Origin of the sequence: Metapseudomonas otitidis, from assembly GCF_011397855.1 — a bacterium.
GTDB lineage: Bacteria > Pseudomonadota > Gammaproteobacteria > Pseudomonadales > Pseudomonadaceae > Metapseudomonas > Metapseudomonas otitidis.
In genome coordinates this window covers 2,682,464-2,708,501 of sequence record NZ_AP022642.1, presented here as the reverse complement: position 1 = coordinate 2,708,501, position 26,038 = coordinate 2,682,464, and the positions used below count along the sequence as shown (strand labels likewise).

The following is a 26,038-nucleotide window of genomic DNA, read 5'->3' as shown; positions in this document are numbered from 1 at the left end:
GCCACCCACGAGCCCCAGCCGGCACCCGGGGTGCCGGCCCTTTTCACGGAGAATCCCCATGAGCAACGCCCCCACCCTGCAGAGCTTCATCGGCGGCCGCTGGATCGGCCAGCACGGTGCCCAGGTGCTGCGCAGCGCCCTCAACGGGCAACCGCTGTTCCGCACCCATGAAGAAACGCCGGACTTCGCCGAAGCCGTGGACTTCGGCCGCACCCGCGGCGTCCCGGCGCTCATGGCCCTGGACTTCCAGCAGCGCGCCGCGCGCCTCAAGGCCCTGGCGCTGTACCTCAACGAGCGCAAGGAGCAGCTCTACGCCCTCTCCCACCACAGCGGCGCCACCCGCGCCGACAGCTGGATCGACATCGAGGGCGGCACCGGCACCCTGTTCGCCTATGCCGGCGTCGGCGCCCGCGAACTGCCCTCCGGCAACCTCGTCCACGAAGGCCCGGCCCTGCCCCTGGGCAAACAGAACCAGTTCGCCGGCACCCACATCCTGGTGCCGCGCGGCGGCGTGGCGGTGCACATCAACGCCTTCAACTTCCCCATCTGGGGGATGCTGGAAAAGTTCGCCCCCACCTTCCTCGCCGGCATGCCCTGCATCGTCAAGCCGGCCAGCGCCACCAGCTACCTGACCGAAGCCACGGTGCGCCTGATGCACGAGTCCGGCCTGCTGCCCGAAGGCAGCCTGCAACTGGTGATCGGCAGTACCGGTGACCTGCTGGACCGCCTGCAGGGCCAGGACGTGGTGACCTTCACCGGCTCCGCCGACACCGCCGCCAAGCTGCGGGTCAACGCCAACCTGGTGCGCCATTCCATCCCCTTCAATGCCGAAGCGGACTCGCTGAACTGCGCCATCCTCGCCCCGGAGATCACCCCGGACGACCCGGAGTTCGACCTCTTCGTCAAGGAAGTGGCCCGCGAGATGACCGTCAAGGCCGGGCAGAAGTGCACCGCCATCCGCCGCGCCATCGTCCCGGCGAAGCACATCGACGCCGTGGCCGAGCGCCTGCGCGAACGCCTGACCAAGGTGGTGGTGGGCGACCCGTCGGTGGAGGGCGTGAAGATGGGCGCCTTGGCCTCCCACGCCCAGCAGGCGGACGTCGCCGAGCGGGTGAACGCCCTGCTGGCCAGCAGCGAACTGCTGTTCGGCGCCCGGGACGGCTTCGCCCCCCGTGGCGAGGGCGTGGCCGAAGGCGCCTTCTTCGCCCCCACCCTGCTGCGCGCCCGCAACCCGCATGCCGAAGGCGGCGCCCACGACATCGAGGCCTTTGGCCCGGTGAGCACGCTGATGGCCTACGAGGACCTGGACGAAGCCGTCGCCCTCGCCGCCCGTGGCAAGGGCAGCCTGGTGGCCAGCCTGGTCACCAAGGACCCGGCCTTGGCCGCCCGCGTGGTGCCGGTGATGGGCGCCCTGCACGGCCGCGTGCACATCCTCGACCGCGAGGCCGCCGCCGAATCCACCGGCCACGGCTCGCCGCTGCCGATGCTCAAGCACGGCGGCCCCGGCCGCGCCGGCGGTGGTGAGGAACTGGGCGGCCTGCGGGCCGTGAAGCACTACCTGCAGCGCACCGCCGTGCAGGGCTCGCCGAGCATGCTGGCCGCCGTCACCCGCGAGCACGTGCGCGGCGCCCAGGTGATCGAGACCGAGGTGCACCCGTTCCGCCGCTGGTTCGACGAACTGCAGATCGGCGAGTCGCTGCTGACCCACCGCCGCACCGTGACCGAGGCGGACATCGTCAACTTCGGCTGCCTCTCGGGCGACCACTTCTACATGCACTTCGACGAGCTGGCGGCCAGGGACTCCCAGTTCGGCAAGCGCATCGCCCATGGCTACTTCGTGCTCTCCGCCGCCGCCGGCCTGTTCGTCTCCCCCGCCCCGGGCCCGGTGCTGGCCAACTACGGCCTGGACACCCTGCGCTTCATCAACCCGGTGGGTATCGGCGACACCCTCCAGGCGCGCCTGACCTGCAAGCGCAAGATCGACCAGGGCAAGAAGAGCCCCAAAGGCGAACCCCAGGGCGTGGTGGCCTGGGATGTGGAGGTCACCAACCAGCACGGCGAGCTGGTGGCCAGCTACGACATCCTCACCCTGGTGCTCAAGCGCCCGGAAGGCGCCTGATCAGCCTCGATTCTCCGTGAGCGATTCGACCGGCCTTGTGGCCGGTCTTTTTTTGGCTGGGCTCCAGCGCCGTTGTTACGGGGTCAAGTCGATTACCGACTCCGTCTCGCCTTCCCGGGCGAGCCCATTTGACGAAGACACGCCCTGGGATCGCGGGCCAAGGATCGGGACCGGAACGATGCGGTTCGCGAGCTCACCACCGGGGGCTCATGCGAATCGCGTCATCTGCATCTCCCGCAGACGGCTGAGGGTACGGCGGAAGGGAAAGGCCAGGCCGCCCTCGGTGTAGAGCGCCTCCAGCGGCACGGCAGCCTCCAGGTAGAGCGGCACCCGGCGGTCGTAGCACTCGTCCACCAGGGCGATGAAACGGCGCACGCCGTCGTCCTTCGGCGACAGGCGCGGCAGCTGGCGGTCGCCGGCGGCGACCTTCTCGGCGGCGTCCTCGGTGCCTCGGGCGATGCGCCCTTCCCGTTCGGCCGCACCCAGCACCGGCACCGCGCCGAGGAGGATGGCCGGGAAGCGGTCGCACAGTTCGATGAAGTCCAGCGCCGCCAGGGGCGCTTCGCACAGGTGGGCGTAGTCGCACCAGAGCACGCCCTCGCCACGCAGGCGCACCGTCACCTCGCGGTGGGCCAGTTGCAGCGGCGCATCGGTGGCCGGCGCATTGCCGTTCAAGGTGCGGAACACCCCGGCCAGGGCGTCCGGCTCGGCCACCCAGTAGCGCTGGGTCACGGCGCCCGGGTGCAGGCGGTGGTCCTGGCCGCCGTCCACCTCCACCACGTCGGTGTGCCGCTCCAGGGCCCTGATGGCGGGCATGAAGCGGTCACGGTTGAAGCCGTCGGCATACAGCTGCGAAGGCGGCTGGTTGGAGGTGGCCACCAGGGTCACGCCCTCGTCGAACATCGCCTGCAGCAGCCGCCCGAGGATCAGCGCATCGCCGATGTCGCTGACGAACAGCTCGTCGAAACACAGCACCCGCACCTCGGTGGCCAGCTCACGGGCCAGGGCGAGCAGCGGGTCCGGCGTGCCGGTCAGGGCGAACAGCCGCTGGTGCACCCAACGCATGAAGTGGTGGAAGTGCTGGCGCCGGGCGGGCACCGACAGGCTGGCGTGGAAGCGGTCCATCAGCCAGGTCTTGCCGCGCCCCACCGGCCCCCACAGGTACACGCCCCGCACCCTCGGCTCGCCGGCCTGCAGGGCCTGCTGGCAAACCTCCAGCAGCGTGGCGGCGCGGCGTTGCGCCGGGTCCTCGGCAAAGCCCTGGCGGGCCAGTGCGTCTTCGTAGGCCGCCAGCGGCGACAGCGCGTCCATGTAAAGCTCCCTCTGTGGAATCGCGGCGCAGTCTACCCGAGCGGCAAGGCCACGGTCGCCTGCGGCAGGCACTTGCCGCCCGTTGCCCCGGCGGAAACCGCCGAAGGCTCTGGCACGGGCGTTTCAGAAGCTGGCACAGCCCTTGCTCCCGGGGTGGCACAAGGAATTTTCCGAGAGGGAACTCACCATGAGCCTGTTCTCCGTCGACCCCACCCGCTCACGGGACGTCACCGCCAGCGCCCGGCTCACCAGCCGGGGCAATGCCGCCGCACCCACCGCGAGCGAAGCGCCCTCCAGGCAGGCGGCCAGTGCCCTGCGCCAGAACAGCCCCGCCCCCGACACCGGTGCCGCCCGGCGCGACGCGGCCTACGACGAAGCCTTCGCCCGTCTCAAGGTGGACCTGCAGAACAACGGCGAGCGCGTCCGCGACGACGTTTACCCCGACGCCGAGAGCGCCGCGGCCAGCGTCGAGAAACCCGTCGCCAGCAAGGCCTCCCAGGATTTCCATGCCTACATGGAGAAGACCGACTCGGAGAAGATCCGCGACAAGATCCTCAAGCAGATGGGGCTGACCGAGGAGGATCTGGAGAAAATGCCACCGGAGAAGCGCGAGCAGGTGGAGAAGATGATCGCCCAGCGCATGACCGAGCTGAACGCCCTGCAGCAGCAACAGCAGAAGGAAGAGAAGGAGCCGGAGTCGATCCCCCTCAGCTTCCAGGACATCCGCCTGCGCAACCTGATCAACGGCTGATGCCCCCGGCCACCGGGGGATGACGACGGCTCCCCCGCGCACGGAATGCGAACAGGCGGCACAGACGCCTTGGAAGGCGCGCCACAGTCTGGAATGCTATGCGCCTTTCGAGCCGTATCCCCTTCTGTCACGCCATGAATCCGCGCCTTTCCCTGCTGTTCGCCGCCCTGCTCATCGCCGGCTGCAGCTCCGGTTTCCAACCCCTGCACTCCAAACCCGCCGTTCTCAGCGGCAACCGCCCCCTGCCACCGGAAAACCCGGTCTACGGCGTGCCCAGCTATGAGGCACCGCTGGTGTGGGTGGTGGAGGTCCCTGCCACCGAGATCAAGGGCCGTACCCGCCTGGTCAAGCCCCGTGTCGAGCCGGCCGCCGAGACCCTGGCCCAGGCCGTGCTCGCCGACCAGCAGGGCGACAAGGAAACCGCCCTGCAACTGCTGCAGCAAGCCGCCGACGCCGGCAACGGCCGTGCCCATTACGAGCTGGCCCATCACTACCTGATGGGTGATGGCGTACCCGCCGACCCGGCCCAGGCCCTCAACCACCTGAGCCAGGCCGATGCCCTGGGCAACGCCGAAGCCAGCCGCGTGCTGGCCTGGAACTACCTGCGCGGCACCGGCGTGCCGCAGGACCTGGACTACGGCAAGCGCCTGCTGGAGAAATCCGCGCGCACCAACGACCGCGCCCTGCGCGAGCTGAGCCTGCTCTACCTCGGCACCTGCCAGCCCGACCTGGCCGACCGCGAGCGCGGGTTAGCCCAGTTGAAGGTGGCCAGCGCCGCGGGCGACCGCATCGCCGCCTCGCTGTACCAGATGGCCCAGCAGCAGGACGTCGGCCAGCCGCTGCCGGCCAGCGCCGAGCAACCGGGGCTGCCCTGCCTGGCCAGCGACCCCGTGGCCCCTGCCGAACGCGACGCCACCGCCATCGCCCTCGACGCGGAACCGGTCACCCGCGAAGCCGAGGCGGAAGCCACCAAGCGCCAGGCCCTCGCCGGTGACCCGCAGGCGATGTACGACTACGGCCAGCATCTGCTCGAGGGCACCTACCCGTCCCTGCAACCCGAGCTGGAGGCCTACGCCTGGTTCGCCGTGGCCGCCGACCACGGTCACCCCGAAGCACCGGCCCGGGTGGCCAGCCTGGCTCCGGTACGCAATGCCAGCGAACAGCAGCAGCCGGGCCTGGTGGAATCGATGATCGCCGCGCTGGACAGCGCCATCGTGGCCAACCCGGGTGGCCAGCCGGAGTGACGGGCGGGGTGGAATGCCCGCCCGGCAGCCACCCCGAACGCAACGAGATTTTTCCGATTAAGCCTGTAAATGTAGGGTTTTTCCTACGACATAGAAGGGTATTACTTAATCCGGCCCAATGACGGGCTCCGCCCCTTTTCTGAACGCCACGAGTCACTAACATGCGCCCCGCCCCCATCCGAGCCGAGGCCATGCATGACTCTGAGAACCGTCATAGTCGATGACCACCCGATCACCCTGATCGGCCTGCGCGCCCTTCTGGCCGACGAATCCGACCTCGCCATCGTTGGCGAGGCCCATGACGTCGACGGCCTCTACCAACTCCTGGACCGGCAGGCCTGCGACCTGCTGATCACCGACCTGATGATGCCGGACAGCCGCCAGGCCGACGGCCTGCGCCTGGTGCAACACCTGCGCAACCGCTATCCGCAGATGGCCATCATCGTCGTCACCATGCTCGGCAACGCTGCCCTGGCCAGTTCCCTGCTGCGCCTGGGCATCCAGGGCCTGGTGAGCAAGCGCGGCCTGCTGGCCGACCTGCCCCGCGCGCTGCGCGCCAGCCTGCGCCGCCCGTTCCTTTCCGAGTCCATCCGCCGCCAGCTGGGCGAAAGCGAAGCCGAGCACGGCAAGCCCCTGGCCAGCGCCGAAGAGCTTTCCCCGCGTGAGGCGGAAGTGCTGCGCCTGTACGGCAGCGGCATGGCCATCGGCGAGATCGCCCTGCACCTGAACCGCAGCAAGCAGACCATCAGCGCGCAGAAGAGCAGCGCCATGCGCAAGCTGGGCATCGACACCAACGCCGGGTTGTTCCACTACATCCAGGAAGCCGGGCTGTGCTGAAGCGGCGCGCGCTGGCGCTGCTCGCCCTGCTGGCGTTGCTGGCAGGCCCGGGCTGGCACGCCCCCGCCGGCGCCACACCTCCGCTGGACCTGGCCCAGCTCGCCGAACTGGGCGCCGGCCTGCCCGAGCACCCGGTGCGCGTGGCGGTGGTGCGGCCCATCAGCCAGTGGCCGCAGTACCCCGGCAGCGCCATGCTGCGCGGCATCACCCACGACTACCTGGCGCGGGTCGGCGCCTTCGTCGGGCGCAGCATCGAGGAAGTCCCCTTTCCCAGCGTCGAGGCCGCCATCCGGGGCCTCAAGGCCGGCGAAGTCGACCTGCTGACCCGGGTCACCGGCTACGAACGGCGCGAACCCGGGCTGGCCTACAGCAGCCCCTACCTGGACGACACCCCGATCATCGTCGGCCGCCGCGATGACCCCTGCCTGCCGCCGGACCTGGCCGACAAGCGCGTGCTGGTGCTGGCCCAGTACCTGGACCCCGAGCAGGTGCGCAACGCCTACCCCGCCGCCCACCTGGAGACGGTGCGCAGCACCGCCGAGGGCTTCGATCAGGTGCTCAGCGGCGAAGCCGATGCCTTCATCGGCGACAAGCTGCGGGTGGACCACCACATGCGCGCCCGGCCTGGTGCAGCCCTGCAGAACAAGTTCGCCGCCAACCTCTCCAGCGGCGGCTTCAGCTTCGCCAGCCGCGCCGACGACACCCGCCTGCTGACCCTGGTGGACTACGTGCTCGGCACCCTCGACGAACACCAGCGCGAGACCATCCTCGCCCACTGGACCGCAGCGCCGCGCCTGTTCTCACCCACCGGCGCCTTCGCCCTCGACAGCGCCCAGGAACGCTGGCTGGACCAGCAGCCCCGCCTGCGTCTGATCCTCGCCGAGGCGCCGCCCTACTTCTTCCGCGACGCCCGGGGCAAATGGTCGGGCCTGGGCCTGGAGCTGCTGAAGCAGCTCGGCGACACCTACCAGCTCAAGCTGGAACTGCTCGACAGCGAAGGCGCAGCCCGCGACCGCCAGCGCCTGGCGCGGGGCGAGGCCGACCTGGCCAGCACCCTCGACGGCAGCGCCAGCCCCGGCGTGTTCTACACCGAGCCCTTCGGCGCCCGCGGCTGGGCCTTCGTGGTGCGCCAGGACGCCAGCTCCCCCAGCTCCCTGGAGGCCATGACCGGCCGCCGCCTGGCCCTGCCACGGCACCACCCGCTGATCGACTACCTGGAGAAGCGCTACCCCGCCATCACCCTGGTGCGAACCGAGAACGCGCCCCAGGCCATGGAGCGGGTGCGCCTGGGCGAGGTGGACGCCAGCCTGGACAACCTCGGCGGCAGCCCCAGCCACCTGCAGTGGTTGGAGCGCCAGGGCCTGCGCCTGGGCCAGCGCGTCGAGGCCGCATCGCCAGCGCAGATGCTGGCGGTCAGCGGCCAGGTGCCGGAGCTGCGCGGCATCCTCGACAAGCTGCTCGGCTCACTGGCCCAGAGCGGCGAATTCGGCGATGGCATCAAGTTGCTCGCTGCCCCCGCCAACGGCTGGCTGGAGCGCCTGCCGGAAGACTTCTGGCACCTGTCGATCCTGGCCCTGGTGGTGGTGGCCCTGTCGCTGCTGTGGAACTGGCGCCTGCGCCGGGAAATCCGCCAGCGCCGCGAGGCACAGGAACAGCTCAGCGACCAGCTGGCCTTCCAGTTCTCCCTGCTCAACGGCCTGCCGACACCGCTCTACGTGCGGGACCTGCAGGGCCGGCTGAGCACCTGCAACCGCGCCTACGAGCAGTTCTTCGGCTGCGACCTGGAGCAGCTGCGCGGCACCACCGTGCGCCAGCAGGGCATCGCCCCGGCGAGCCTGGCCCAGGCCATGGAGGCCGAATACCAGTTGCTGCAACAGAACCGCCAGCCGCGCTTCTTCGACGGTCGCATCGAGATCGACGGCCGCGAGCACGACCTCTACCAGTGGGTGGTGCCCTTCTACAGCGCCGGCGGCCAGTTGCAGGGCCTGCTCGGCGGCTGGATCGACATCAGCGACCGCAAGGCCCTGGAGACCGAGCTGCGCGAGGCCCGCCGAGACGCGCTGCAGGCCAGCGCCGCCAAGGGGCGCTTCCTCGCCACCATGAGCCACGAACTGCGCACCCCGCTCAACGCCCTGGTGGGCCTGCTGGAGCTGGAGGCCCGCGCCCAGGCCGCCCCCTCCGAGAACCTGCGCATCGCCCAGCAATCGGCCACCTCGATGATCGCCCTGATCGGCAACATCCTCGACCTGGACCGCATCGAGAACGGCCGCATGCAGCTGGCCCTCGAACCGGTGGCGCCGCTGCCGCTGCTGCGCGGCGCGCTCGACCTGTTCGGCGCCCAGGCGCGCAGCAAGGGCCTGGAGCTGGAACTGGACTGCAAGCTGCCGGCCGACCGCCGTTACCGGCTCGACCCGCTGCGCCTGCGCCAGGTGCTGTTCAACCTGCTGGGCAATGCAGTGAAGTTCACCGCCCACGGCCGGGTGCGCCTGGTGGCCCGGGTCGAGGACACCGCGCCGGGCCAATCGCGCCTGGTGCTGATGGTCAGCGACACCGGCATCGGCATTCCCCGCCACATGCAGGACCGCATCCTCGAGCCCTACCAGCAGGGCGGCGCACAGACCGCCCGCCACTACGGCGGCTCCGGGCTGGGGCTGAGCATCTGCCACCACCTGGTGGGCCTGATGGGCGGCCGCCTGTGGCTGGAAAGCGAACCCGGCCAGGGCTGCGAAGTGGGCGTGGAGCTGCCCGCCGCCTGGGAAGCCGCTGCCGAGCCGCTGGAGGCCCCGGTGGTGGAGGCCACCGGCGCCACCCGCGTGCTGCGCGCCCTGGTGGTGGACGACCTGTCGATCAACGGGCTGGTGCTGGTGCAGCAACTGGAAGCCCTGGGGCACCAGGCGCGCTTCGTCGGCGACGGCGGCAGCGCCCTGGCAGCCCTGGAGGAAGAAGCCTTCGACCTGCTGATCACCGACTGCAACATGCCGGATATGGACGGCTACGCCCTGACCGGCGCGGTGCGCGACCGCGAAGCCGAGGGCCAGCACCCCCGGTTGCGCATCGTCGGCTACACCGCCAGCGCCCTGGCCGACGAGGCCCAGCGCTGCCACGAGGCCGGCATGGACGACCTGATGGTCAAGCCGGTGACCCTCGGCCGCCTGGCCGAAGCCCTGGCCTGCCAGGCCCAGGCCGAACCCGACGGCGAGGCCCCGGCAGAACAGCCCGGCGCGCTGTTCGACCTCGGCCACCTGGAAGGCATCCGCGGTGCCGACCCGACCCTGCTGGCGACCCTGATGGAGGAACTGCAACGCAACCTGGGGGACGAACTGGAACGCCTGGGCCAGATCCCCGACGGCACCAGCACCGAGCGCTACGTGGCGCAGACCGCCCACCGCCTCGGCGGGCTGGCCTGCACCATCGATTCGCCGGCCCTGATGAAGGCCTGCGAGGGCCTGCGCCGTGCCGAGGACGAGCACCGGCCAGCGGCCCTGGACGCCCTGCGCGGGGTGCTGCAGGCCTTGCTGGAGCAGGTTCGTCAGCGCACCGCCTGACGCTCGTCGGCCGGGTTGCGGACTGCGTCGGGCTCCCGGTACGTGGCGATTGCCCGCGCCGGGGGCTTCAGGTAAGAGGAGTGGTTTGCCGCCACGCCCCTTCCCGATGAAAAACTGGATCGCCTCCTTCTTCCGCATCGTCCGCGACGACAAGGGCCAGACCCAGGGCTACCCCATCCCCTGGGACCCTGCCCGGCCCAGCCTGTACAGCGTCCTCCAGCCCTATGCCGAGGCCGCCGAAGGCCTGCCCGCCGGCGGCCTCGAACTGCCCGACGAGGACGCCGGGGACGGCGATGGGCTGAGCTGGGCACCCGGCGCGCTGGACGGCGTGCTCGGCCACCACGCCGCCGGCGATGACCTGCAGGCCGCCCAGGCCATCCACGACCTGCTGCTGGCCACCCTCGACGACCCGACCCCGAACCTGCCCCGGCTCTACCAGCAGGTGGCCGATGGCAGCGTGCTGGCCTTCATCGACCCGCTCATCGAACGCCTGCTGGCCCGCCCCGGCCTGCCCCGCGCACGGCTGCACGCGCTGGCCCTGTGGCTGGCGCGCAGCAGCCCGGATCGCGGCGCCGTGAAGTTCGCCCTGGCCCTGCTCGGCGCACTGGACAGCGGCAGCCAGCGGGCGCTGTTCCTCACCTTCGGCCTGCACGAGGAGTTCACCCTGTACGCCGCCGTGGCCCTGGGCTGCAGCCTGGCGCCACCGGAACGCGAACGTGCCTGGTGGAGCCTGGCGCGCAAGGTCCATGGCTGGGGGCGCATCCATCTGGTGGAGCGCCTGGCCGTGGCTCCCTCGCCCGAGGTGCAGGACTGGCTGCTGCGCGAGGGCTACCGCAACGCGGTGATGGTGGAATACCTCGCCTACCCCTGTGCGGTGGGTGGCAACCTGCTAGCGGCGCTGAGCGGGCAGGACGTCGACGACGGCCTGCTGGATGCCGCCAACGAACTGGTGGGTGCCCTGCTGGCAGGCGGCCCGGCGCGGGACATTCATGACTACGCCGACGGCGCCGAAGTGGTCCTGCTGCTGCTCGACCACCTGGCCCGCCGCCCGCCACGGGCCCTGGCCCACCTGATCGTTGCCGCCCAGGTCGCCGACTTCATCGAGAGCCCCTACACCGACTGGAACGCGCTGCATGAGCACGGCTGGAGCGAGGCGCTGCGCGAGGAAATCCTCCGGCGTGCGCGGGAGCTGTGCCAGCCGGAACGCTGGGAGGCCCTGGTGAACCAGGGCCTGGACGCAGCCGATGACGTGCGCTTCCACGAGGCGGCCCAGGCTGCCGGCCTTCTTGGCATCGACTGCTGGGAACGCTGGCTGGCCCGCCAGCGCGAAGGCCGCTCCAGCGCCTGGTACCACCTGATGCAGAGCGACGACCCGGCCCGCATCGCCCAGGTGCTGGACCTGGCCCGCGAACGTCTGGACCTGGCGGCGATCGCCAGCGGGCCGGGCACAGCCCTGGGGCTGGGGCTCGCCTACCAGGCCCACGGTGACCTGGACTTCATCATCCAGCGCCTAGGCGCCTTTCCCGGCCAGGGCTGGGACCTGCTGGACACGGCTCTGGCCAGCCCTGTGGTGCGCAACCGCAACATGGCGCTCAATGCACTGGAAGCCTGGAGCCGTGAAGACTGGCCGGCAGAGGCGGTGCAACGCCTGCGCCGCGCCCACGACCTGGAACCGGTGGAGGACCTGAAGCGGCGCCTGGGCGAGCTGTTGCAGCCGCAACTGGTGGAGCGCCCCGCGCCCTGACGGCGCCCTGTCATCAGGGCGCCAGCATTGCGCGACCACGGCGTTCTGATACGGTTCCCGCCTTTGGTCAGGGCGCGGCCCGTTGTATGGAACTGCGAACGGATGGAATGGCTGGTGACCTACCGCTACCGGGATGAAACCCGGTACATGCGCATGAACACGCGAGGCCTGCCGAACATCAAGGCCATCGCCTTCTCGATACTTTCCCTGGAACAACCCGGCCTACCCGCACCTTCCCGCCCGATCGACCGCATCGAGGGGTGGCTGGAGGAACTGGGCTACGTCATCACCGACATCCGCCTGCTGCGGCAGCGCCCGGGGCAGGCGCCGGTCGGGCCCTACAGCGAACTGCTCAGCCTCCGGCGCAACGAGGAGTGAGGCTCAACCCAGCTGGGAAGGGTCGATCATGTCGCATTCGAAGGTGAGCCAGCCGCCCTCGGCGTTGGCTTCGCCGCCGGCGATGGGGCCGTAGTAGGTCAGCCCGTTGCCCAGGGTGATGCAGACGTGGGTGGGCTCGTCGGGGGCGTCCAGCTGGCCGTTGAAGTGAACGCGCATCAGCCCGGGGGAAATGGACTCCAGGCCGATGTCGACGCCGGTGTTGTCCACCGCCTCGGTTTCGCGGCCCCGGTGTTCCGCGCTGACGGTCAGGGTGACGGTTTCCTGGTACATGCTCTGGCTCCTTGAGTGCAAATGCCCGCCAGAGTACGCGAGGCCCGTAACCGCCGCCATAGGCGGCTTGCACGGGTCGCGAGGTGCGTCCCGTTTGCCCTCAGAACAGCTCCAGCTGGCCGTCCAGCAGCTTGTCGAAGTCCCCGCCGACGAAGGGCAGGATGGCGTCCGCCACCGGCTTGAGCTGGCGGCTGACGTAGTGCTCGTAGTCGATGGGCGTGCGCCGGGCCTCCAGTGGCTCGGGCCCGGCGAGGGCGTTCACGTAGCTGATCCAGCCGCCGCTCTGGTACTGCCGGGGGCGCCCCAGGGCCTGGTTGTGCTCGTCCGCCAGGCGCGCGGCGCGCACGTGGGGCGGGACGTTGCGCTGGTAGTCGGAGAGCCGGCGGCGCAGGCGCTTGCGGTACACCAGCAGGTCGTCCAGCTCGCCGGCGAGGGTGCGTTGCACGTAGTCGCGCACCCAGTCCTGCCAGGGCTCGCCACGGAACACCCGCAGGTACAGCTCCTGCTGGAAGCGCTGGGCCAGGGGTGACCAGTCGGTGCGCACCGTCTCCAGGCCCTTGAACACCATGTCCTCGCGGCCATCACGGCGCACCAGGCCGGCATAGCGCTTCTTGCTGCCCTCCTCCGCGCCCCGGATGCGCGGCATGAGGAAGCGCTGGTAGTGGGTTTCGAACTGCAACTCCAGGGCGCTGGTGAGCCCGAACTCGCGGGCCAGGTGCTCGCGCCACCACTGGTTCACCCCGGCCACCAGGGCCTTGCCGATGGCCACCGCCTCGGCCTCCTCATGGGCACGGCCGAGCCAGACGAAGGTGGAGTCGGTGTCGCCGTAGATCACCTGGTGCCCCTGGGCTTCGATCAGCTCGCGGGTGCGGCGCATGATCGCGTGGCCACGCAGGGTGATGGACGAGGCCAGGCGGGTGTCGAAGAAGCGGCAGCCGCTGGAGCCGAGCACGCCGTAGAAGGCGTTCATGATGATCTTCAGCGCCTGGGACAGCGGCGCGTTGCCCTCGCGCTTGGCCGCCTCGCGCCCCTGCCAGACGCGCTCGACGATGGCCGGCAGGCAATGCTGGGTGCGGGAGAAGCGGGCGCCGCGAAAGCCCTCCACCGAGGCTTCGTCACGGGGGTCGTGCAGCCCTTCCACCAGGCCGATCGGGTCGATCAGGAAGGTGCGGATGATCGAGGGGTAGAGGCTCTTGTAGTCCAGCACCAGCACTGAGTCGTAGAGGCCCGGGCGGGAGTCCATGACGAAGCCGCCGGGGCTGGCCTCGGGCTGCTTCTCCCCCAGGTTCGGCGCGACGAAGCCCTGGCGGTGCATGGGCGGCAGGTACAGGTGGGTGAAGGCCGCCACCGAGCCGCCGCTGCGGTCGGCCGGCAGGCCGGTGACGCTGGCCCGCTCCAGCAGGAAGTCCAGCAGCCGGGTGTGCTCGAAGATGCGTGTGACCAGCTCGCAGTCCTTGAGGTTGTAGCGGGCCAGGGCCGGCTTGTCCTCGGCGAACATGCGGTTGATCTCGGCCATGCGGTGGTAGGGGTCGTCGATGGCCTTGCCCTCCCCCAGCAGCTCCTGGGCGACGTTCTCCAGGCTGAAGGAGGCGAAGTTCCAGGTGGCCGAGCGCAGGGCCTCGATGCCGTCGATGATCAACCGCCCGGCGGCGTCGGCGAAGTAGTGGTTGCTGCGGCTGCCGTGCTCGCGCCAGCCCATGACGTCGCCGCCGCGCCCAAGGCGCAGCGGCACCTTGAGCCGGCGCGCGTGGTCGTTGAGCACGCGCAGGTCGAACTGCACCAGGTTCCAGCCGATGATGGCGTCCGGGTCGTGCTCGGCCAGCCAGCGGTTGAGGCACTCCAGCAGCTCGGCGCGGCTGTCGCACCAGGCGAGGTCGAAGTCCACGCCACTGGCGTCGCCGTTGGGCGGGCCGAGCATGTACACCTGGCGCTGTCCGCAGCCTTCCAGGGCGATGGAGTACAGCTCGCCGTACTCGGTGGTCTCGATGTCCAGGGACACCAGGCGCAGGCGCGGGCGGTAGTCGGGAGCGGGCTTGAGCTGGGCGTCCAGCAGCAGGCCCTGGCCGTCGTCGCGGCCGCCGAACAGCACCGGGGCGGTGATGAAGCGCTCCATCAGGTAGCGCTCCGGGGGGCGGATGTCGGCTTCGTAGACGTCGACGCCGGCCTGGCGCAGGGCCTTGTCCAGGGCGATCAGCTGGCGGTGCTGGTTGCAGTAGAGGCCCAGCACCGGGCGTCGATGGAAGTCACGCAGGGCCAGGGGGCGCAGCTCGACGCCCCGCTCCTCGCGCAGCAGGGCTTCGGCGGCCGGGCGTTGCTCGGCGGGGATGAAGGCCACCGATACCTGGGGCGCCACGCGCACGCGGCGCGGGCCGGCGTCGGTGGCCAGCCAGAACTCCACCTCGGTGCCGGACGGCGTGTCGCGCCAGTGTCGGGTCAGCACGAACCCCTGTTGCAGCTCCACCATCCACCCTCGTTTCGATCAGGGCGGTGATTCTACAGGGCCGGGGCCGGCTTGCCTTCAGGCGAGGCGAAAGGCCAGGTGGCTGCGGGCGGCAGCGGCGAATTCCTCGGCCAGGCCGAGGCTGAGGCGCTTGATGAGCCCGGCCGAGGCCAGCTGGCTGGCCGCCAGGCCGGGAACGGTGAGCACGTCGTGGCGGCTGCGGTGGGTGAACTGCAGGGTGAAGGCGCCGTCCTCCTGGCGGGTCACGCCGCAGGCGTGGTCGGGCAGGTAGAGCTCGAACAGCCGCGCGATGTCGTCGGGCGTGAGGGTCATGGGGAAGCGTCCGCAAGGGTCGGAGGAATGACGCCAGAATAATCGCAGCGCAGCGGCTGTCCACCGTTGCGCAGGCAGCACGGACGGGCGGTGCGACCGTGCATCGGCCTTCATCGCCCTGCAACCAAAGCCTGTCCAGGCTTGTCACAGGGGATGCCCGTTGCGCGGGCACCGCACAGGATGCGTAGAATCCCCCTCCCGGCCCGTCCTCGCCCGGCAGCGAGCAGCGGCCGACTGCGCCAGCGCGGGAAAGCGCCCGGCGACTTTCACCCCCGGATGCCCTCGCATCCCAGCCATGGAATCTGAAATGCCGCAAAGACACGTGATCAATGCCTCGGTGAGCCCCAAGGGCAGCCTCGAGACCCTCTCCCAACGTGAAGTGCAACAGCTGAGCCAGGCCGGCTCCGGCAGCGTCTACACCCTCTTCCGCCAGTGCGCCCTGGCCATCCTCAATACCGGCGCCCACATCGACAACGCCAAGACCATCCTCGATGCCTACAAGGACTTCGAGGTGCGCATCCACCAGCAGGACCGGGGCGTGCGCCTGGAACTGCTGAACGCCCCGGCCGACGCCTTCGTCGACGGCGAGATGATCGCCAGCACCCGCGAGATGCTGTTCAGCGCCCTGCGCGACATCGTCTACGCCGCCAGCGAGCTGGACAGCCTGCGCATCGACGTGGAGAGCTCCCAGGGCATCACCGACTACGTCTTCCACCTGCTGCGCAACGCCCGCACCCTGCGCCCGGGCGTGGAGCCGCGCATCGTCGTGTGCTGGGGCGGCCACTCCATCAGCACCGAGGAATACAAGTACACCAAGCGCGTCGGCCACGAGCTGGGCCTGCGCAACCTGGACATCTGCACCGGCTGCGGCCCCGGCGTGATGAAGGGCCCGATGAAGGGCGCCACCATCGGCCACGCCAAGCAGCGGGTGGTCGGCGGTCGCTACCTGGGCCTGACCGAGCCGGGCATCATCGCCGCCGAGGCGCCGAACCCCATCGTCAACGAGCTGGTGATCCTGCCGGACATCGAGAAGCGCCTGGAGGCCTTCGTCCGTGTCGGCCACGGCATCATCATCTTCCCCGGTGGCGTGGGCACGGCGGAGGAGTTCCTCTACCTGCTGGGCATCCTCATGCACCCGGACAACCGCGAGCTGCCCTTCCCGGTGGTGCTCACCGGGCCGAAGAGCGCCGCCGCCTACCTGGAGCAGCTGCACGCCTTCGTCGGCGCCACCCTCGGGGCCGAGGCGCAGGCGCGCTACCGCATCATCATCAACGACCCCGCCGAGGTGGCCCGCACCCTCTCCGCCGGGCTGAAGGAGGTGAAGCAGTTCCGCCGCGAGCGCAACGATGCCTTCCACTTCAACTGGCTGCTGAAGATCGAAGAGCGCTACCAGCACCCGTTCGACCCCACCCACGCCAACATGGCAGCGCTGGACCTGAGCCGCGACCTGCCGCCCCACGAGCTGGCTGCCAACCTGCGGCGGGCGTTCTCCGGCATCGTCGCCGGCAACGTCAAGGCCACCGGCATCCGCCTGATCGAGGAGCACGGCCCGTACGAGATCCACGGCGACCCCGCGATCATGGACCCGCTGGACCGGCTGCTGCAGGCCTTCGTCGAGCAGCACCGCATGAAGCTGCCCGGCGGTGCCGCCTACGAGCCGTGCTACCGCGTGGTGCCGCGCCACGCCTGACCGACGACGCCCGCCCGGGGTGCAGTGCCCGGGCGGGCGGCGTAGAATCCGCCACGCGTCGTATCCCCCTCCATACCTACAACAAGCCCGCCGCTCCCCTCCCTGGCCATCCGCGCCGGGTGGCGAAGCCGTCGCCGGGTCCTGCCGCCGGGGTGCGTGAACCCACCTGAACGAGACGACCCCACCGATGGACACCCCTTCCGAGGACGCCCGCCAGGGCAGCTGGCTGGCCGTGATGGCCCTGGCGCTGGCCGCCTTCATCTTCAACACCACCGAGTTCGTGCCCGTGGGGCTGCTCAGCGACATCGGCCGCAGCTTCGACATGAGCCCCGACCAGGTGGGCCTGATGCTCACCGTCTACGCCTGGGTGGTGTCCCTGGCCTCACTGCCGATGATGCTGGTGACCCGCAACATCGAGCGGCGCCGCCTGCTGGTGGGGGTGTTCCTGCTGTTCGCCGCCAGCCACGTGGCCTCGGGCCTGGCCACCAGCTTCGCCACGCTGATGGCCAGCCGCATCGGCATCGCCCTGGCCCATGCGGTGTTCTGGTCCATCACGGCGTCCCTGGCGGTGCGCGTGGCCCCGCCGGGGCGCCAGGCCAAGGCGCTGGGGCTGCTGGCCACCGGCACCATCCTGGCGATGGTGCTGGGCATCCCCCTGGGGCGGGTGCTTGGCGAGGCCATGGGCTGGCGCACCACCTTCCTGGCCATCGCCGGGCTGTCGCTGCTGACCCTGGCCTTCCTGGCACGCACGCTGCCGCGCTTGCCGAGCCAGAACTCCGGTTCCCTGCGCAGCCTGCCGGTGCTGCTCAAGCGCCCGGCGCTGCTGGCGCTCTATGCGCTGACGGTGATCGTGATCACCGCGCAGTTCACCGCCTACACCTACATCGAGCCCTTCAGCCGCCAGGTGGCCGGGCTGGAGGGGCGCATGACCACCCTGCTCCTGCTGCTGTTCGGCGGCGCGGGGCTGTTCGGTTCGGTGCTGTTCAGCCGCTACAGCGAGGGCCGCCCACGGGCCTTCCTGCTGGCCTCCACCCTGCTGCTGGCGGTGTGCCTGTTCCTGCTGCTGCCGCTGGCTTCGAGCGGGCTCGCCCTGGCCGGCCTGAGCCTGTTCTGGGGGGTGGCGATCCTGGCCTTCAGCCTGTCCCAGCAGTCGGCGGTGCTGCGCCAGGCCCACGACGCCACGGACGTGGCCATGGCGCTGTTCTCCGGCCTCTACAACGTCGGCATCGGCGGCGGTGCGCTGCTGGGCAGCCTGGTCAGCCGCCATGTCGGGCTGGCCCAGGTGGGGGTGGTGGGCGGCAGCCTGGCGCTTGCCGGCCTGGCCCTGGCGGCGTTCGCCTGCTGGCGCTACGCCGCGCAACTGGGGCCGCGGGCGGGCGTCTAGAAGAGTTCGTCGAGCTGCTGGAAGTAACGCCGCCGCTCCGGCTGGTCCGGGTAGGGCAGCTCCGCCAGCAGGCGGTCGGCGAAGGCCGGGGAGATTTCCTCGCTCAGGTTGCGGTGGGCGAAGGCGATGTCCATCCAGGGGTCGGCCACGCCGCCGCGTCCCAGGTCGATGAAGTACAGGCGGTCGCGCTTGTCGATGAACAGGTTGCTGTCCCCCAGGTCGCCATGGGCGAACACCCGGCCCTCGTCGGGCAGGCCCTTGTGCAGCAGCGCCAGCAGGTCACCGGTGGTTTCCAGGCCGGGCCACTGGGTGAGGTCGACGTCGTCGGCCAGCAGCCGGTTGGCCAGCAGGTGGTCCAGCTCCCGCAGGCGCTCGGCGATGCCGGCGCGCAGCGGGCAGCCGTCCACGGGCACACCCTGCAATTGCCGCAACGCTTCCTGGAAGGCCGCCAGCACGCGCTCGTGCTGGCCGTCGTCCACCAGGTCGTACAGGGGCACGCCGGGCACGGCGCGGGTGATCATGCAGGCGTGCTCCTCGCCCTCCTCCACCAGCACCAGTTCCGGCACCGGGAGGCGCCCGGTCAGCCAGTCGAGCACGGCGGCCTCGCGCACCACGCTGTAGGTGGTGGGGGCGTAGATGGCCGGTGACAGCTTGAGGAAGAAGCGCTCGCCGCGCTGCTCGAAGGCGTAGACGGGACAGGGCGATTCCCCCACTTCGTCACGTTCGAGGGGGGCGTCGCCAATGAAGCGGAGGGCCTGGGGCGGGAGGGGCAGGTTCATGTCGGAGTCCTTTGCCGAGCCAATGGGAGCAAGCCGGGCTTGCGAAACGGCAGCGAGCCTACTGCCGGGCCCGTTGTCGGAAAAGCTACAGATGGCCGCAGCCTGGGCGGATCAGATCCCCGCCCACTGCAGCAACAGCCCGAGCCCGCCGGCGCAGGCGAGCACTTCGATCACCCCGCGCCGCCAGCGCAGCAGCGCCAGGGCGGCGAGCCCGGCCAGCACGGCCGAGGCCCAGTCGAAGCGCCCGTCGAAGCCCGAGGGCCAGAACACGTGATAGCCGAAGAACAGCGCGAGGTCGAGGATCACCCCCACCAGGGCCGCGCTGATGGCCGTCAGCGGCGCGGTGAAGCGCAGCTCGCCATGGGTGGACTCCACCAGCGGTCCGCCGGCGAGGATGAACAGGAACGACGGCAGGAAGGTGAACCAGGTGACCAGCACGGCGGCGGCGGCGCCGGCGAGGAAGGCCTGCTCGGGGCCGAACACCTGCTGCGCATAGCCGCCGATGAAGGCGACGAAGGCCACCACCATGATCAGCGGGCCCGGCGTGCTCTCGCCGAGGGCCAGGCCGTCGATCATCTGGGTTGCGCTGACCCAGCCGTAGTGCTCGACCGCGCCCTGGAACACATAGGGCAGCACCGCGTAGGCGCCGCCGAACGTCAGCAGCGCGGCCTTGGTGAAGAACCAGCCCATCTGGGTGAAGGTGCCTTCGGGACCGAAGGCCGCCAGCAGCAGCCCCATGGGCAGCGCCCACAACACCCCGCCCACCAGCAGCAGGACCGCCAGCCGACGCGGGTTGAAACGCGCGTGGGGCGGTGGAGGCGTGTCGTCGTCGATCAGGGCCGGCCCGTGGTGGGCCACGCTGCCGGCGTGACCGCCCGGCTGGAAGCGCGAGGGCGCCAGGCGCCCGCCGATCCAGCCGACCAGGCCGGCGCCCAGCACCACCAGGGGGAACGGCGCATCCAGGGCGAACACGGCGAGGAAGGCGACCACGGCCAGCAGCTTGAGGCCCGGGTCATGCAGCGTGCGCGAGCCGATGCGCCAGGCGGCGTGCAGCACCAGCGCGGTGACGGCCGGTTTGATGCCCCGGAACACCCCGGCCACCAGGGGCTGCTCGCCATACACCAGGTAGGCCCAGGCCAGGCCGATCAGCAGCACCAGGGAAGGCAGCACGAACAGTACGCCTGCCAGCACGCCGCCGAGGGTGCGGTGCATCAGCCAGCCCAGGTAGGTGGCCAGCTGCTGGGCCTCCGGCCCGGGCAGGACCATGCAGTAGTTGAGGGCATGCAGGAAGCGCCGCTCGGAGAGCCAGCGCCGCCGCTCCACCAGCTCCTGGTGCATGATCGCGATCTGCCCGGCCGGCCCGCCGAAGCTGATGAAGCCGAGCCGCAGCCAGAACGGCAACGCCTCGCGCAGGCTGACGGCGGCGGGTGCGACAGGGGTCAGGGGCTCGGCAGGGGTGTCGGGCATGGCGCGGCTCGGCGGATCGGTGGGGGCAGTCTGCACGTCGGACATGACGCTCAGGCGTCACGCAGCAGGTCGTGGGCATCCAGCAGGCGCCAGGCGATCTCGGGGCGCTGCTCCAGGGCCCGGCGAATGGCCGCTGGCACGGACTGACGCACCTTGCGGCACAGGCCCGGCATGGGCTCCAGGCGGATGTCGAGGCCACGCATGCTGCGCACCTCGTTGTGGCCCGGGCCCAGGTGCAGGCGCACGCCCAGCAGGTCGAACAGGCGCTGCTGCATATGGTGGAGGTCGTCCAGATCCCGCAGCTGCTCCAGGCGCTCCAGCAGGCGCTTCTCTTCCATGCGGGTGAGGCGCAGGGCACGCAGGTCGGCGCCCGGCGTTTCCAGCAGGCGGTCACGGTCGCAGTCACAGGTGCCCGGTGGGCAGGGGGCGCGCAGGGGGAAGGCGTCGTTCATGGGGCAGCAGCATAGCCAGCAGCCGGGCTTCCGCGCCACGCCGTCATGCAGGTTGCCCGGCCTTCGCAGGCGGCATCGTGCAGGCTGCACGAAACCTGGGGCGGCGCGCCTGCGACAAGGCCGGCCGCACGGGCGTTGCCGTCCGTCGGGACGCTGGCACGGCCCCTGCATTGGGGGTCAGGTCCAAACACACCACGAGGAAGGACCATGTTCACCGCCATCAAGGACATCTACGACGCCTTTCCCGACCACAGCGTGGCCGTCACCCCGCGCCCCGACGGCAAGTGGCTGCTGTCGATGTGCCGCAACGACCGGCTGGAGCTGACCCGCGCCTTCGACGGCGAGGCGGTGTTCTGCAAGCGCCGCATGCACGCGCTGATCCGCGACGTGGCGCTGGAGATGGCCAGCCTCGCCCGCCGCTCCGCCTGACCCCGCGGGCCCGCTGGGGCCCGCCGGATCGGCTCAGGCATGCCCCTTGATGATGGCGTCGGCGATGTTGGCCGGCGCCTCGGCATAGCGGGAGAACTCCATGGAGTAGCTGGCCCGCCCCTGGGACATGGAACGCACCACGGTGGCGTAGCCGAACATCTCGCCCAACGGCACCTCGGCGCGGATCACCCGCCCCGCCGGCACTTCGTCCATGCCCTGGATGAGGCCGCGCCGGCGGTTGAGGTCGCCCATGATGTCGCCCATGTAGTCCTCGGGGGTGACCACCTCGACCTTCATGATCGGCTCCAGCAGCACCGCGCCGCCGTGCTGCGCCAGCTGCTTGGTGGCCATGGAGGCGGCGATCTTGAACGCCATCTCGTTGGAGTCGACGTCGTGGTAGGAGCCGTCGAACACGGTGGCCTTGAGGCCGAGCAGCGGGTAGCCGGCCAGCACGCCGTTCTTCATCTGCTCCTCGATGCCCTTCTGGATGGCCGGGATGTATTCGCGGGGGATCACGCCGCCGACCACTTCGTTGTGGAATTCGAGGGTGTCCTTGCCCTCCTCGCCCGGCTCGAAGCGCACCCAGCAATGGCCGAACTGGCCGCGCCCGCCGGACTGGCGGACGAACTTGCCTTCGATCTCGCAGCGATTGCGGATCTTCTCGCGGTAGGCGACCTGGGGCTTGCCGATGTTGGCCTCGACGTTGAACTCGCGCTTCATGCGGTCGATGAGGATGTCCAGGTGCAGCTCGCCCATGCCGGAGATGATGGTCTGCCCCGACTCCTCGTCCGAGCGCACGCGGAAGGACGGGTCCTCCTGGGCGAGCTTGCCGAGGGCGATGCCCATCTTCTCCTGGTCGGCCTTGGTCTTGGGCTCGACGGCGACTGAGATCACCGGCTCGGGGAAGTCCATGCGTTCGAGGATGATCGGCTTGTCGATGTCGCACAGGGTGTCGCCGGTGGTGACGTCCTTCATGCCGATCAGCGCGGCGATGTCGCCGGCCCGGCACTCCTTGATCTCTTCGCGGGTGTTGGCGTGCATCTGCACCATGCGGCCGACCCGCTCCTTCTTGCCCTTGACCGAGTTGAGCACCGAGTCGCCGGAGCTGAGCACGCCGGAGTAGACGCGGGTGAAGGTCAGGGTGCCGACGAAGGGGTCGGTGGCGATCTTGAAGGCCAGGGCGGAGAACGGTTCGTCGTCGGTGGCGTGGCGCTCGTCGTGGCGGTTCTCGTCGTCCGGGTGGGTGCCCTTGATGGCCGGGATCTCGGTGGGTGCCGGCAGGTAGTCGATGACCGCATCGAGCACCAGCGGCACGCCCTTGTTCTTGAAGGAGGAGCCCAGCACGGCGGGGACGATCTCGCAGGCGATGGTGCGCTGGCGCAGGCCGGCCTTGATCTCCTCCAGGCTCAGGGCTTCGCCTTCGAGGTACTTGTTCATCAGCGTCTCGTTGGCTTCGGCGGCGGCCTCCACCAGCTTCTCCCGCCAGGACTCGGCCTCGGCGAGCAGGGCCTCGGGGATCGCCTCCTCGCGGAAGCTGGTGCCCTGGTCGGCGTCGTTCCAGTAGATGGCCTTCATCTTTAACAGGTCGATCTGGCCCTCGAAGTTCTCCTCGGCACCGATGGGCAGCTGGATGGGCACCGGGGTGTGGCCGAGGCGCTGGCGGATCTGCCCGACCACCCAGAGGAAGTTGGCGCCGGCGCGGTCCATCTTGTTGACGTAGGCGATGCGCGGCACGCCGTACTTGTTGGCCTGGCGCCAGACCGTCTCGGACTGCGGCTCGACGCCGTCGGCGCCGCTGAACACCACCACGGCGCCGTCCAGCACCCGCAGGGAGCGTTCCACTTCGATGGTGAAGTCGACGTGGCCGGGGGTGTCGATGATGTTGAAGCGGTGCTTGTCGTACTGCTTGGCCGAGCCGGACCAGAAGGCGGTGGTGGCGGCCGAGGTGATGGTGATGCCGCGCTCCTGCTCCTGCACCATCCAGTCCATGGTGGCGGCGCCGTCGTGCACCTCGCCCATCTTGTGGTTGACCCCGGTGTAGAACAGGATCCGCTCGGTGGTGGTGGTCTTGCCGGCATCCACATGGGCCACGATGCCGATGTTGCGGTAACGGTCGATGGATGTGGCGCGGGCCATGGCTCACCTCGTGATGGTCGGGATGGGTTCGGGACGGGAACGGCACGGCCGCTCGGGGACGCGAGCGGCGAAGCAGCCGGGATGGATTAGCAAGCATGGTTGAAGATGCCGCCGACGCAAGCCGCCAAGCGGCACCCGCCCGCTGTTTTTTACTGCCTGCCGATGACAGCCGTGCGATACGTCGCGGTACGGGCTTTCGAGGCATAGACTGGGCGCCTTTCATCCTTCACGGAGCATGCCCATGAGCAAGGCCATCCACATCGACTTCGTATCCGACGTGGTCTGCCCCTGGTGCGCGGTGGGGCTGGGCGCGCTGCAGCAGGCCATCGCCAACCTCGGCGACGAGGTGGCGGTCACGCTCGCCTTCAAGCCCTTCGAGCTGAACCCCGACATGCCGCCGGAAGGCCAGGACATCGTCGAGCACATCCAGCAGAAGTACGGCAGCACGCCGGAGCAGGTGGCGGCCAACCGCGAGCACATCCGTCAGCGCGGCGCCGAGGTGGGCTTCCGCTTCGACATGCAGGCGCGCGGGCGCATCTACAACACCTTCGACGCCCACCGCCTGCTGCACTGGGCCGGGCTGGAAGGCCGACAGCTGGCGCTCAAGCAGGGCCTGCTGGCCGCCTATTTCAGCGAGGGGCGCAACCCCAGCGACCGCGCGGTGCTGGTGGAGGTGGCCGCAGCCGCCGGGCTGGATGCCGAGGCGGCACGGGAGGTGCTGGAGTCAGGCCGCTTCGCCGAGGAGGTGCGCGAGGAGGAACGCTTCTACACGAGCCATGGCATCCGCTCGGTGCCGTCGGTGATCCTCAACGGCCGCCACCTGATCAGCGGTGGCCAGCCGGCGGAGTATTTCGAGCAGGCCATCCGCCAGCTCGTCGCTGCCGGATAAGGGGCGCGGCGCGAGGCGGGTGCGAGCGATGCGACGCACCCGCCATTGATTTTATAGACAGTCGGTCTAATATCCCCCGCCATGACCGATTCCATAGTCACGCCCCGTCGCGGCCGACCACCGAAGGTCAATCGCGACAACCCCGACACCCGCGACGCCCTGGTGCGTTGCGGCACCGAGATCCTCACCGAGCAGGGCTTCCTCAGCACCGGCATCGATGCGGTGCTGAGCCGCGTCGGCGTGCCCAAGGGCTCGTTCTACCACTACTTCCAGAGCAAGGAAGACTTCGGCCACGCGGTGCTGGCGAACTATGCCGACTACTTCGCGCGCAAGCTGGACCGCTGCCTGCTGGACGCGTCGCGCCCGCCGCTGGCGCGCATCGCCGCCTTCGTGGAGGACGCCAAGGCCGGCATGCAGCGCTTCGATTACCGCCGGGGCTGCCTGGTGGGCAACCTGGGCCAGGAGGTGACCCAGCTGCCGGAAGCCTTCCGCGAATCCCTGGAAGCCATCCTGCTCAGTTGGCAGCAGCGCCTGGCGCTGTGCCTGGAGGCCGCCAAGGCCGAGGGCGAGCTGGCTACGGACACGGATTGCGAGCGCTGGGCCGCTTTTTTCTGGATCGGCTGGGAAGGCGCCGTGCTGCGCGCCCGGCTGGTACGCGGCAATGCGCCGCTGGACTGCTTCATCCAAGGATTTCTCGCCGGGCTGCCGCGCTAGCCCGTCCCTTTCCCTAGGTTCCGCACGAGGAGACACCCGATGTTCAAAGGCATCCTGATCGACAAGGACGACACCGGCTACCGCGCTACGCTGGCGGAACTGGACGAAGCGCAACTGCCCGCGGGCGAGGTCACCGTGAAGGTCGACTACAGCACCCTGAACTACAAGGACGGCCTGGCCATCACCGGCAAGGGCCCGGTGGTGCGCAGCTTCCCCATGGTCGCGGGCATCGACCTGGCCGGCACCGTGGAGGCCAGCGACAGCTCCGCCTTCAAGGCCGGTGACAAGGTGCTGCTCAACGGCTGGGGCGTGGGCGAGACGCACTGGGGCGGCCTGGCTCAGAAGGCGCGCCTCAAGGCCGACTGGCTGATCCCGCTGCCGGCCGGCTTCACCCCGCGCCAGGCGATGGCCATCGGCACCGCCGGCTACACCGCGATGCTCTCGGTGCTGGCCCTGGAGCGCAACGGCGTGACCCCGGACAAAGGCCAGGTGCTGGTGACCGGCGCCAACGGCGGCGTCGGCAGCTTCGCCATCGCCCTGCTCGCCCGCCTCGGCTACCAGGTGGCGGCCTCCACCGGTCGACCGCAGGAAGCGGACTACCTCAAGCGCCTGGGTGCCAGCGAGATCATCGATCGCGCCAGCCTCGCCGAACCCGGTCGCCCGCTGGGCAAGGAGCGCTGGGCCGGTGCCATCGACTCGGTCGGCAGCCACACCCTGGCCAACGTCTGCGCCGGCATCCGCTACGGCGGCGCGGTCGCGGCCTGCGGCCTGGCCCAGGGCATGGACTTTCCCGCCAGCGTCGCGCCCTTCATCCTGCGTGGCGTGACCCTGGCCGGCATCGACAGCGTGATGCGCCCGAAGGCCGACCGTATCGAAGCCTGGAATCGCCTGGCCCGTGACCTGGACCTGGCGCTGCTGGACGCGATCACCCGCGAGATCAGCCTGGAGGAAGCCCTGCCGGTCGCCCGCGAGCTGCTGGACGGCCAGGTGCGCGGGCGTGTGGTGGTGGACGTCAACCGCTGAGGGGACGGCGATAAGCGCAGCCGATAGTCACTATTACCTAAGGTGATTTCCCGCCACGGGAGCCGGTGACTATCCTGCCACC

21 protein-coding genes are annotated in these 26,038 nt (G+C 70.1%); 13 read left to right on the top strand and 8 right to left on the bottom strand.

Going from position 1 to position 26,038, the window contains the following annotated elements; all coding sequences use genetic code 11:
- Positions 1-58: 58 nt before the first annotated feature.
- A complete protein-coding gene (paaZ, locus tag PotMrB4_RS12505) occupies positions 59-2,119 on the top strand; it encodes a phenylacetic acid degradation bifunctional protein PaaZ (RefSeq protein WP_172433446.1) in 2,061 nt (686 codons plus the stop codon).
- A 207-nt stretch (positions 2,120-2,326) separates the two neighbouring features.
- On the opposite strand, the gene zapE is transcribed toward paaZ, so the two are convergent.
- Positions 2,327-3,430, bottom strand: a complete 1,104-nt coding sequence (gene zapE / locus PotMrB4_RS12500; protein WP_160480263.1) for a cell division protein ZapE — start codon at positions 3,428-3,430, stop codon at positions 2,327-2,329.
- 187 nt (positions 3,431-3,617) lie between these two features.
- On the opposite strand from zapE, the gene PotMrB4_RS12495 reads away from it, so the two are divergent.
- The 6 genes from PotMrB4_RS12495 (at position 3,618) to PotMrB4_RS12470 (ending at position 11,929) form a co-directional block, all read left to right on the top strand.
- Positions 3,618-4,181, top strand: a complete 564-nt coding sequence (locus PotMrB4_RS12495) for a hypothetical protein (RefSeq protein ID WP_172433445.1) — start codon at positions 3,618-3,620, stop codon at positions 4,179-4,181.
- Positions 4,182-4,315: 134 nt separating this feature from the next.
- Positions 4,316-5,425, top strand: coding sequence for a tetratricopeptide repeat protein (locus PotMrB4_RS12490; RefSeq protein WP_172433444.1), 1,110 nt, complete (start codon positions 4,316-4,318; stop codon positions 5,423-5,425).
- A 195-nt stretch (positions 5,426-5,620) separates the two neighbouring features.
- Complete coding sequence (locus tag PotMrB4_RS12485; RefSeq protein ID WP_172433443.1) at positions 5,621-6,262, top strand: response regulator; 642 nt, start codon at positions 5,621-5,623, stop codon at positions 6,260-6,262.
- A complete protein-coding gene (locus tag PotMrB4_RS12480) occupies positions 6,256-9,807 on the top strand; it encodes an ATP-binding protein (RefSeq protein ID WP_172433442.1) in 3,552 nt (1,183 codons plus the stop codon). Before PotMrB4_RS12485 ends, PotMrB4_RS12480 begins: the two co-directional genes overlap by 7 nt.
- Before the next feature lie 106 nt (positions 9,808-9,913).
- Positions 9,914-11,551: a hypothetical protein gene (locus PotMrB4_RS12475; protein ID WP_172433441.1), complete on the top strand. Its 1,638-nt coding sequence runs from the start codon at positions 9,914-9,916 to the stop codon at positions 11,549-11,551.
- 102 nt (positions 11,552-11,653) lie between these two features.
- Positions 11,654-11,929 carry a hypothetical protein gene (locus tag PotMrB4_RS12470; RefSeq protein WP_044404075.1) on the top strand — a complete coding sequence of 92 codons (276 nt, stop codon included), beginning with the start codon at positions 11,654-11,656 and terminating at the stop codon, positions 11,927-11,929.
- Between the two features lie 3 nt (positions 11,930-11,932).
- Here the strand turns inward: PotMrB4_RS12470 and PotMrB4_RS12465 are convergent, their stop codons facing one another.
- The 3 genes from PotMrB4_RS12465 to PotMrB4_RS12455 form a co-directional block, all read right to left on the bottom strand.
- Positions 11,933-12,220: a hypothetical protein gene (locus PotMrB4_RS12465; protein ID WP_044404077.1), complete on the bottom strand. Its 288-nt coding sequence runs from the start codon at positions 12,218-12,220 to the stop codon at positions 11,933-11,935.
- 100 nt (positions 12,221-12,320) lie between these two features.
- Positions 12,321-14,681 carry a DNA polymerase II gene (locus tag PotMrB4_RS12460; protein ID WP_172435078.1) on the bottom strand — a complete coding sequence of 787 codons (2,361 nt, stop codon included), beginning with the start codon at positions 14,679-14,681 and terminating at the stop codon, positions 12,321-12,323.
- A 57-nt stretch (positions 14,682-14,738) separates the two neighbouring features.
- Entirely contained in the window at positions 14,739-14,993 is a 255-nt protein-coding gene (locus PotMrB4_RS12455) for a hypothetical protein (RefSeq protein ID WP_074971052.1), read from the bottom strand.
- Between the two features lie 307 nt (positions 14,994-15,300).
- On the opposite strand from PotMrB4_RS12455, the gene ppnN reads away from it, so the two are divergent.
- Positions 15,301-16,683 carry a nucleotide 5'-monophosphate nucleosidase PpnN gene (gene ppnN / locus PotMrB4_RS12450; RefSeq protein ID WP_172433440.1) on the top strand — a complete coding sequence of 461 codons (1,383 nt, stop codon included), beginning with the start codon at positions 15,301-15,303 and terminating at the stop codon, positions 16,681-16,683.
- 187 nt (positions 16,684-16,870) lie between these two features.
- Positions 16,871-18,067 (top strand): sugar transporter, encoded by a 1,197-nt coding sequence (locus PotMrB4_RS12445; protein ID WP_172433439.1) that lies wholly within the window; start codon positions 16,871-16,873, stop codon positions 18,065-18,067.
- Here PotMrB4_RS12445 and PotMrB4_RS12440 read toward each other — a convergent pair.
- From PotMrB4_RS12440 to PotMrB4_RS12430, 3 genes are all read right to left on the bottom strand, one after another.
- A complete protein-coding gene (locus tag PotMrB4_RS12440; protein WP_142009834.1) occupies positions 18,064-18,846 on the bottom strand; it encodes an APH(3') family aminoglycoside O-phosphotransferase in 783 nt (260 codons plus the stop codon). The genes PotMrB4_RS12445 and PotMrB4_RS12440 overlap by 4 nt on opposite strands.
- Positions 18,847-18,957: 111 nt before the next feature.
- Positions 18,958-20,313, bottom strand: coding sequence for a chromate efflux transporter (gene chrA, locus PotMrB4_RS12435; RefSeq protein WP_172435077.1), 1,356 nt, complete (start codon positions 20,311-20,313; stop codon positions 18,958-18,960).
- Between the two features lie 50 nt (positions 20,314-20,363).
- On the bottom strand, positions 20,364-20,765 hold the full coding sequence (locus tag PotMrB4_RS12430; RefSeq protein ID WP_044404095.1) for a hypothetical protein: 402 nt from the start codon (positions 20,763-20,765) through the stop codon (positions 20,364-20,366).
- Positions 20,766-20,972: 207 nt separating this feature from the next.
- Here PotMrB4_RS12430 and PotMrB4_RS12425 point away from each other — a divergent pair, with 207 nt between their 5' ends.
- On the top strand, positions 20,973-21,194 hold the full coding sequence (locus tag PotMrB4_RS12425) for a hypothetical protein (protein ID WP_044404098.1): 222 nt from the start codon (positions 20,973-20,975) through the stop codon (positions 21,192-21,194).
- 33 nt (positions 21,195-21,227) lie between these two features.
- Here PotMrB4_RS12425 and fusA read toward each other — a convergent pair whose 3' ends face one another.
- Positions 21,228-23,330, bottom strand: a complete 2,103-nt coding sequence (fusA, locus tag PotMrB4_RS12420; protein ID WP_044404101.1) for an elongation factor G — start codon at positions 23,328-23,330, stop codon at positions 21,228-21,230.
- Between the two features lie 241 nt (positions 23,331-23,571).
- On the opposite strand from fusA, the gene PotMrB4_RS12415 reads away from it, so the two are divergent.
- The 3 genes from PotMrB4_RS12415 to acuI all read left to right on the top strand — a co-directional run bounded on the left by PotMrB4_RS12415 (position 23,572) and on the right by acuI (position 25,956).
- Positions 23,572-24,219 (top strand): DsbA family oxidoreductase, encoded by a 648-nt coding sequence (locus PotMrB4_RS12415; protein WP_172433438.1) that lies wholly within the window; start codon positions 23,572-23,574, stop codon positions 24,217-24,219.
- A gap of 81 nt (positions 24,220-24,300) precedes the next feature.
- Positions 24,301-24,933: an acrylate utilization transcriptional regulator AcuR gene (gene acuR, locus PotMrB4_RS12410; protein WP_172433437.1), complete on the top strand. Its 633-nt coding sequence runs from the start codon at positions 24,301-24,303 to the stop codon at positions 24,931-24,933.
- A gap of 39 nt (positions 24,934-24,972) precedes the next feature.
- Positions 24,973-25,956: an acrylyl-CoA reductase (NADPH) gene (gene acuI / locus PotMrB4_RS12405; protein WP_172433436.1), complete on the top strand. Its 984-nt coding sequence runs from the start codon at positions 24,973-24,975 to the stop codon at positions 25,954-25,956.
- Positions 25,957-26,038 lie beyond the last annotated feature (82 nt).

Excerpts from the sequence above, each read along its gene's own strand:
- paaZ (WP_172433446.1), top strand. The coding sequence starts at position 59 with ATGAGCAACGCCCCCACCCTGCAGAGCTTCATCGGCGGCCGCTGGATC.
- zapE (WP_160480263.1), bottom strand. The coding sequence starts at position 3,430 with ATGGACGCGCTGTCGCCGCTGGCGGCCTACGAAGACGCACTGGCCCGC.
- PotMrB4_RS12495 (WP_172433445.1), top strand. The coding sequence starts at position 3,618 with ATGAGCCTGTTCTCCGTCGACCCCACCCGCTCACGGGACGTCACCGCC.
- PotMrB4_RS12490 (WP_172433444.1), top strand. The coding sequence starts at position 4,316 with ATGAATCCGCGCCTTTCCCTGCTGTTCGCCGCCCTGCTCATCGCCGGC.
- PotMrB4_RS12485 (WP_172433443.1), top strand. The coding sequence starts at position 5,621 with ATGACTCTGAGAACCGTCATAGTCGATGACCACCCGATCACCCTGATC.
- PotMrB4_RS12475 (WP_172433441.1), top strand. The coding sequence starts at position 9,914 with ATGAAAAACTGGATCGCCTCCTTCTTCCGCATCGTCCGCGACGACAAG.
- PotMrB4_RS12470 (WP_044404075.1), top strand. The coding sequence starts at position 11,654 with ATGGAATGGCTGGTGACCTACCGCTACCGGGATGAAACCCGGTACATG.
- PotMrB4_RS12465 (WP_044404077.1), bottom strand. The coding sequence starts at position 12,220 with ATGTACCAGGAAACCGTCACCCTGACCGTCAGCGCGGAACACCGGGGC.
- PotMrB4_RS12455 (WP_074971052.1), bottom strand. The coding sequence starts at position 14,993 with ATGACCCTCACGCCCGACGACATCGCGCGGCTGTTCGAGCTCTACCTG.
- ppnN (WP_172433440.1), top strand. The coding sequence starts at position 15,301 with ATGCCGCAAAGACACGTGATCAATGCCTCGGTGAGCCCCAAGGGCAGC.
- PotMrB4_RS12445 (WP_172433439.1), top strand. The coding sequence starts at position 16,871 with ATGGACACCCCTTCCGAGGACGCCCGCCAGGGCAGCTGGCTGGCCGTG.
- PotMrB4_RS12440 (WP_142009834.1), bottom strand. The coding sequence starts at position 18,846 with ATGAACCTGCCCCTCCCGCCCCAGGCCCTCCGCTTCATTGGCGACGCC.
- chrA (WP_172435077.1), bottom strand. The coding sequence starts at position 20,313 with ATGCCCGACACCCCTGCCGAGCCCCTGACCCCTGTCGCACCCGCCGCC.
- PotMrB4_RS12430 (WP_044404095.1), bottom strand. The coding sequence starts at position 20,765 with ATGAACGACGCCTTCCCCCTGCGCGCCCCCTGCCCACCGGGCACCTGT.
- PotMrB4_RS12425 (WP_044404098.1), top strand. The coding sequence starts at position 20,973 with ATGTTCACCGCCATCAAGGACATCTACGACGCCTTTCCCGACCACAGC.
- fusA (WP_044404101.1), bottom strand. The coding sequence starts at position 23,330 with ATGGCCCGCGCCACATCCATCGACCGTTACCGCAACATCGGCATCGTG.
- PotMrB4_RS12415 (WP_172433438.1), top strand. The coding sequence starts at position 23,572 with ATGAGCAAGGCCATCCACATCGACTTCGTATCCGACGTGGTCTGCCCC.
- acuR (WP_172433437.1), top strand. The coding sequence starts at position 24,301 with ATGACCGATTCCATAGTCACGCCCCGTCGCGGCCGACCACCGAAGGTC.
- acuI (WP_172433436.1), top strand. The coding sequence starts at position 24,973 with ATGTTCAAAGGCATCCTGATCGACAAGGACGACACCGGCTACCGCGCT.